Below are 6,000 nucleotides of genomic sequence, written 5' to 3'. Positions count from 1 at the left end.
TATTTTTTTATTTAAAATCAATAACATAAAAAGAAAATGGCCTATAAATCCTCTTCTGATCAGCCTAATAAATTCCAGCGGTATGATCCACGTCAAATTATGACGAATAACCCTTTGTTAGTATCTCACCGTAGATAAATTTTAAGAGAGAGTTAGTGTGAAAGCTGACAACCCCTTCACCTTGTTATTACCGTCGGCAATGGCGAAAGTCGCTGAAGATGCCGGTGTCTATAAAGCAACAAAACAACCGCTTACTGCGTTTTTTCTGGCAATCACTGCCGGTGTGTTCATCTCAACTGCATTCGTTTTTTATATTACTGCAACTACAGGTTCCTCATCCATGCCGTACGGTATGGCTAAACTGGTAGGCGGCATCTGCTTCTCTATGGGATTGATGCTGGTAGTTATCTGCGGTGCAGACCTGTTTACTTCCACCGTGTTGACTGTTATCGCCAAAGCCAGTGGTCGTATTACCTGGAAACAGTTGGGATTAAACTGGCTCAATGTATATTTCGGCAATTTAATTGGCGCTTTGTTTTTTGTTGCGCTGATCTGGTTTTCCGGTGAATACATGGTAGCGAATGGTGCCTGGGGCCTGAATGTGCTTCAGACGGCTAACCACAAACTGGAACATACGTTTGTCGAAGCGTTATGCCTTGGGATACTGGCGAACCTGATGGTCTGCCTGGCAGTCTGGATGAGCTACTCTGGTCGTACTCTGACTGACAAAATGCTGGCCATGATTCTGCCTGTTGCCATGTTCGTTGCCAGCGGCTTCGAGCACAGTATCGCTAATATGTTCATGATCCCGATGGGGATTGTAGTTAAGAATTTTGCTTCAGACACATTCTGGCACACCATCAGTATGACGCCGGGCCAGTTTGAGCACTTGACCATCAGCAATTTTATTGTCGACAACCTGATTCCCGTCACGATCGGCAACATTATTGGCGGTGGATTGCTGGTAGGGTTGACCTATTGGGTCATCTATTTGCGCGGTGGAGATCAGCACTAAGCTGCTGTCGGCCGCAACGTCGGGTTATAAAAATCCAAATCAAAGGTAGGTGTAATATGACCGAACTTAATCAGAAACTCGCCCAGGCTTGGGAAGGTTTTAGCGAAGGCGAATGGCAGAATGGCGTCAACGTGCGTGACTTCATTCAGAAAAACTATGCGCCATATGAAGGTGACGAATCCTTCCTGTCTGGCGCCACCCAGGCGACCAGTTCCCTGTGGGACAAGGTGATGGAAGGCATCAAGCAGGAAAACCGCACCCATGCGCCTGTTGATTTTGATACCGATGTTGCTGCCACTATCACTTCTCACGACGCCGGCTATATCAACAAAAGCCTGGAAAAAATCGTCGGTCTGCAAACTGATGCCCCGCTGAAACGTGCAATTATCCCGTTTGGCGGCATCAAAATGGTTGAAGGTTCCTGTGAGGTCTATGGCCGCAAACTGGATCCGCAACTGAAAAAAATCTTCACCGAATACCGTAAGACTCACAACCAGGGCGTGTTCGACGTTTATACTCCGGACATCCTGCGCTGCCGTAAATCCGGCGTACTGACCGGTCTGCCAGATGCTTATGGCCGTGGTCGTATCATCGGTGACTATCGCCGTGTTGCCCTGTACGGTATCGACTACCTGATGGCGGATAAATTTGCTCAGTTCACTTCTCTGCAGTCCAAACTGGAAAATGGTGAAGATCTGGAAGCAACTATCCGTCTGCGCGAAGAGATTGCTGAACAGCACCGCGCACTGGGTCAGATCAAAGCAATGGCCGCCAAATACGGTTGCGACATCTCCGCTCCGGCAACGACTGCTCAGGAAGCCGTACAGTGGACCTACTTCGGTTACCTGGCTGCAGTTAAATCTCAGAACGGCGCTGCTATGTCCTTCGGTCGCGTGTCCACCTTCCTGGACATCTACATTGAGCGCGATCTGAAAGCAGGTAAAATCACCGAACAAGACGCTCAGGAGCTGATCGACCACCTGGTGATGAAACTGCGTATGGTTCGTTTCCTGCGTACTCCGGAATATGATGAGCTGTTCTCCGGCGACCCGATCTGGGCAACCGAATCTCTGGCTGGTATGGGTCTGGACGGTCGTACGCTGGTTACCAAAAACAGCTTCCGCTTCCTGAACACCCTGTACACCATGGGGCCGTCTCCGGAACCGAACATGACCATCCTGTGGTCTGAAAAACTGCCGCTGAACTTCAAGAAATTCGCCGCTAAAGTGTCTATCGATACCTCTTCTCTGCAGTACGAGAACGATGACCTGATGCGTCCGGACTTCAACAACGACGATTACGCTATCGCCTGTTGTGTAAGCCCGATGGTTGTCGGTAAACAAATGCAGTTCTTCGGCGCGCGCGCCAACCTGGCGAAAACCATGCTGTATGCTATCAACGGCGGCGTGGACGAAAAACTGAAAATGCAGGTCGGCCCGAAATCTGAACCGATCAAAGGTGATGTGCTGAACTTTGACGAAGTGATGGAACGTATGGATCACTTCATGGATTGGCTGGCTAAACAGTACGTCACCGCGCTGAACATCATCCACTACATGCACGACAAATACAGCTATGAAGCATCGCTGATGGCGCTGCATGACCGCGATGTGTTCCGTACCATGGCGTGTGGTATCGCTGGCTTGTCTGTAGCGGCTGACTCCCTGTCTGCCATCAAATATGCCAAAGTGAAACCGATTCGTGACGAAAACGGTCTGGCTGTTGACTTTGACATCGAGGGTGAATACCCGCAGTTCGGTAACAACGACCCGCGCGTTGATGACCTGGCCTGTGATCTGGTTGAACGTTTCATGAAGAAAATTCAGAAACTGAATACCTACCGTGGTGCGACCCCGACTCAGTCTGTACTGACCATTACCTCCAACGTGGTATACGGTAAGAAAACCGGTAACACCCCGGATGGTCGTCGCGCTGGTGCACCGTTCGGACCGGGTGCCAACCCGATGCACGGTCGTGACCAGAAAGGTGCGGTTGCCTCTCTGACTTCTGTAGCAAAACTACCGTTCGCCTACGCGAAAGACGGTATTTCTTATACCTTCTCTATCGTACCGAACGCGCTGGGTAAAGATGACGACGTGCGTAAAACCAACCTGGCAGGTCTGATGGACGGTTACTTCCACCACGAAGCCAGCATCGAAGGCGGTCAGCACCTGAACGTCAACGTGATGAACCGTGAAATGCTGCTCGACGCGATGGAAAATCCGGAAAAATATCCGCAGCTGACCATCCGCGTATCTGGCTATGCCGTTCGCTTTAACTCGCTGACTAAAGAACAGCAGCAAGACGTTATTACCCGTACTTTCACTCAGTCCATGTAATTACATGTCTGTCTGAAAAGGCGTAAACTAAAGGCTCCACATTGGTGGGGCCTTTTTATAAAGAGTATTCCGCCCTTCTCCTTTGTGGGCAACCGCAAGCGGCGTTAAAATTTCTCCCGGAAATTTTTCACCACCCTCACCGGAATAATCAGAACCTGTTTTGTCAGCTGGCTATCGAATCCTGGCTGGCTGACAAAACAGATTCGACGCAGAGCAAAGATGTTGTGGCTGCCCGTGCTACAGTGTTGTTACTGCGCTCATTGCAGGCCGCTATTTCTCGGCCCAACCTGGAGAAACCTTGCATGTCAGTTATTGGTCGCATTCACTCTTTTGAATCCTGTGGCACTGTCGATGGCCCCGGTATTCGCTTCATCACGTTTTTTCAAGGTTGCCTGATGCGTTGCCTCTACTGCCACAATCGTGACACCTGGGATACTCATGGCGGCAAGGAGATTACGGTTGAAGAGTTGATGAAGGAAGTGGTGACCTATCGCCATTTTATGAATGCGTCCGGCGGCGGCGTGACGGCATCTGGCGGCGAAGCTATTCTGCAGGCTGAATTCGTGCGTGACTGGTTCCGCGCCTGCCACGAACAAGGCATCAATACCTGTCTTGATACCAACGGTTTCGTTCGCCGCTACGACCCGGTCATCGACGAACTGTTGGATGCCACTGACCTGGTTATGTTGGACCTCAAACAACTTAATGATGACGTGCACCAGAATCTGGTAGGCGTATCCAACCACCGCACGCTGGACTTTGCGCGTTATCTTGCCAAACGCAATCAACGCACCTGGATTCGTTATGTCGTTGTTCCCGACTGGAGCGATGACTATGCTTCCGCACATTTGTTGGGTGAATTTACCAAAGAGATGAGCAATATCGAGAAAATCGAGCTATTACCCTATCACGAGTTAGGTAAACACAAATGGACGGCTATGGGCGAGGAGTACAAGCTGGACGGTATCAAACCGCCTAAAGCAGATACAATGGACCGCATCAAGTCCATTCTGACCAGTTACGGGCACAAGGTGGTGTATTAGCTTCAATTTCCCGGCAAATCATGGTTCCGGGTAAATACCTTATCGCCCGGCCAGCCAACGTTAACGTCAATTGCTGATCACTGTCAGGCTGGCGTTAACCATTTTCACATAGCCTATTCGCTATTTATCAGTCAGATGCAACTGGGCCGGAAATAGCTTAAACCGCCAGCGGTCGAGGGTGATGGTCCGTTTTTTTCAACAGGATGACCAGATACCCCAGCGAAACAGCGGCGATCAGTATAAACAATAATTGGTCAGAATAAGTCTGCATCAGGATTGCCGCCAAACTCGGCCCACACAGGCTGCCAATGGTATAGCTAAGCAATAATGTTTGATTCATAGCGACTAACTCGCCAGGGGCCACCTTTTCACACGCCCATGACATCGCTACCGGATAGAGTGTAAACCCGGCTGCACCGAGCACAAACAGCGACAGTGCCATACCATATCGCCCCGGAACCAACATCGCCAATGAGCCGAGAATAACGGCGAATACCAGCACCCGCAGCACCAGTAATCGGCCATATCGATCCGCCATTCGTCCGACCGGCCATTGCCCGATAATACCGGCGCTGATTAATAGCGCCATCCAGTAACCTACATTGGCATCGCTCATGCCTTGATGCGCCAGATACAACGGCATTAACCCATATAGGGAGCCTAGAATGACCCCGGAAATCACACATCCCTGGATGCCTGGCCGGGCGGTGCGATAACGCAACATGCGCCAGACATTGACGCATTGGGTCACACGCTGTGGTGACGGGATGCGGGCAAACAGTAATGGCAGTATCGCCAGCAATGTCAATGCCACCAACCAGGGCAAAATACTGAATAATGCGGTAGGTACCATGCCTAACAGCAGTTGCCCGACTACGCTACCCAAATAGTAAGCCATCATGTAAGCGGCCAGAAGTTGCCCTCGGTTGAGCGCATTTCCACTGCATAGTAGTGCGCTTTCTACGACTACCCAGATCAACGCACAAGCAATCCCGGCGACAAAACGCCACAGAATCCAACTGCCGACATCCGGTGATAACGCCAGTGCGGCAGTCGCTAACCCAAACATCAGTGCCGCCAAATAATAGCTGCGATTAAAGCCATAGATCCGGATTAACCCGCCAGCAACCACCGTTCCTAGTAAATTCCCACTGAAGTAAGCTGACCCTACCACGCCAACCTGCCAGACCGGCAATTGACGATCATTAAGCCATAACGGCACCAGTGTATTCAGCACAGCCAGACAAACAGTGAGTAACAACAACCCGAAGAGCAGCAATAAAACCGGGCGCGTATAGGTTGACATGGAGAGACAAGCCAGAAAGAGAGGATACTTTGCGCGCATCATGCCACTGGCAATGACAAAGTCAATTGCCTTATCACCGCTTAGCGCACATTTTGCTCGCCCGTCAGTATTCCAGCAGCCTAACATGGTATCGATAAACTCAAACCAACCACCGTGATGCCAGGCCATTATCTACTCAACAAAGAGGGGGCTGCGCCCTGGTCACCACGAAATGTGAATTTTACTCGTCAGTACCTGAAAACCTTTAAGCAAAATATCCCGTCATCAGCCAAGGGCGTAGCGCTGATTAATGCAATG

Annotated in this window: 4 protein-coding genes; 3 read left to right on the top strand and 1 reads right to left on the bottom strand. The window is 50.4% G+C overall.

Going from position 1 to position 6,000, the window contains the following annotated elements; genetic code table 11:
• Positions 1-157: 157 nt before the first annotated feature.
• The 3 genes from focA (at position 158) to pflA (ending at position 4,397) form a co-directional block, all read left to right on the top strand.
• Positions 158-1,015: a formate transporter FocA gene (gene focA / locus Dpoa2040_RS01350; RefSeq protein ID WP_168640016.1), complete on the top strand. Its 858-nt coding sequence runs from the start codon at positions 158-160 to the stop codon at positions 1,013-1,015.
• 56 nt (positions 1,016-1,071) lie between these two features.
• Positions 1,072-3,354, top strand: a complete 2,283-nt coding sequence (pflB, locus tag Dpoa2040_RS01345) for a formate C-acetyltransferase (RefSeq protein ID WP_168640015.1) — start codon at positions 1,072-1,074, stop codon at positions 3,352-3,354.
• Positions 3,355-3,656: 302 nt separating this feature from the next.
• Entirely contained in the window at positions 3,657-4,397 is a 741-nt protein-coding gene (gene pflA, locus Dpoa2040_RS01340; protein ID WP_168640014.1) for a pyruvate formate lyase 1-activating protein, read from the top strand.
• Between the two features lie 157 nt (positions 4,398-4,554).
• On the opposite strand, the gene Dpoa2040_RS01335 is transcribed toward pflA, so the two are convergent.
• The gene (locus Dpoa2040_RS01335) at positions 4,555-5,703 is read right to left on the bottom strand and encodes an MFS transporter (RefSeq protein WP_168640022.1); all 1,149 of its coding nucleotides are present in this window, start codon (positions 5,701-5,703) and stop codon (positions 4,555-4,557) included.
• Between the last annotated feature and the right edge of the window lie 297 nt (positions 5,704-6,000).

Source organism: Dickeya sp. CFBP 2040 (assembly GCF_012273755.1).
Lineage (GTDB): Bacteria > Pseudomonadota > Gammaproteobacteria > Enterobacterales > Enterobacteriaceae > Dickeya > Dickeya poaceiphila.
The sequence above is the reverse complement of the archived record's forward strand: the minus strand, read 5'-3'. Positions and strand labels throughout refer to the sequence as shown.

Coding starts and splice junctions, on each gene's coding strand:
- pflB (WP_168640015.1), top strand. CDS start 1,072: ATGACCGAACTTAATCAGAAACTCGCCCAGGCTTGGGAAGGTTTTAGC.
- pflA (WP_168640014.1), top strand. CDS start 3,657: ATGTCAGTTATTGGTCGCATTCACTCTTTTGAATCCTGTGGCACTGTC.
- Dpoa2040_RS01335 (WP_168640022.1), bottom strand. CDS start 5,703: ATGTCAACCTATACGCGCCCGGTTTTATTGCTGCTCTTCGGGTTGTTG.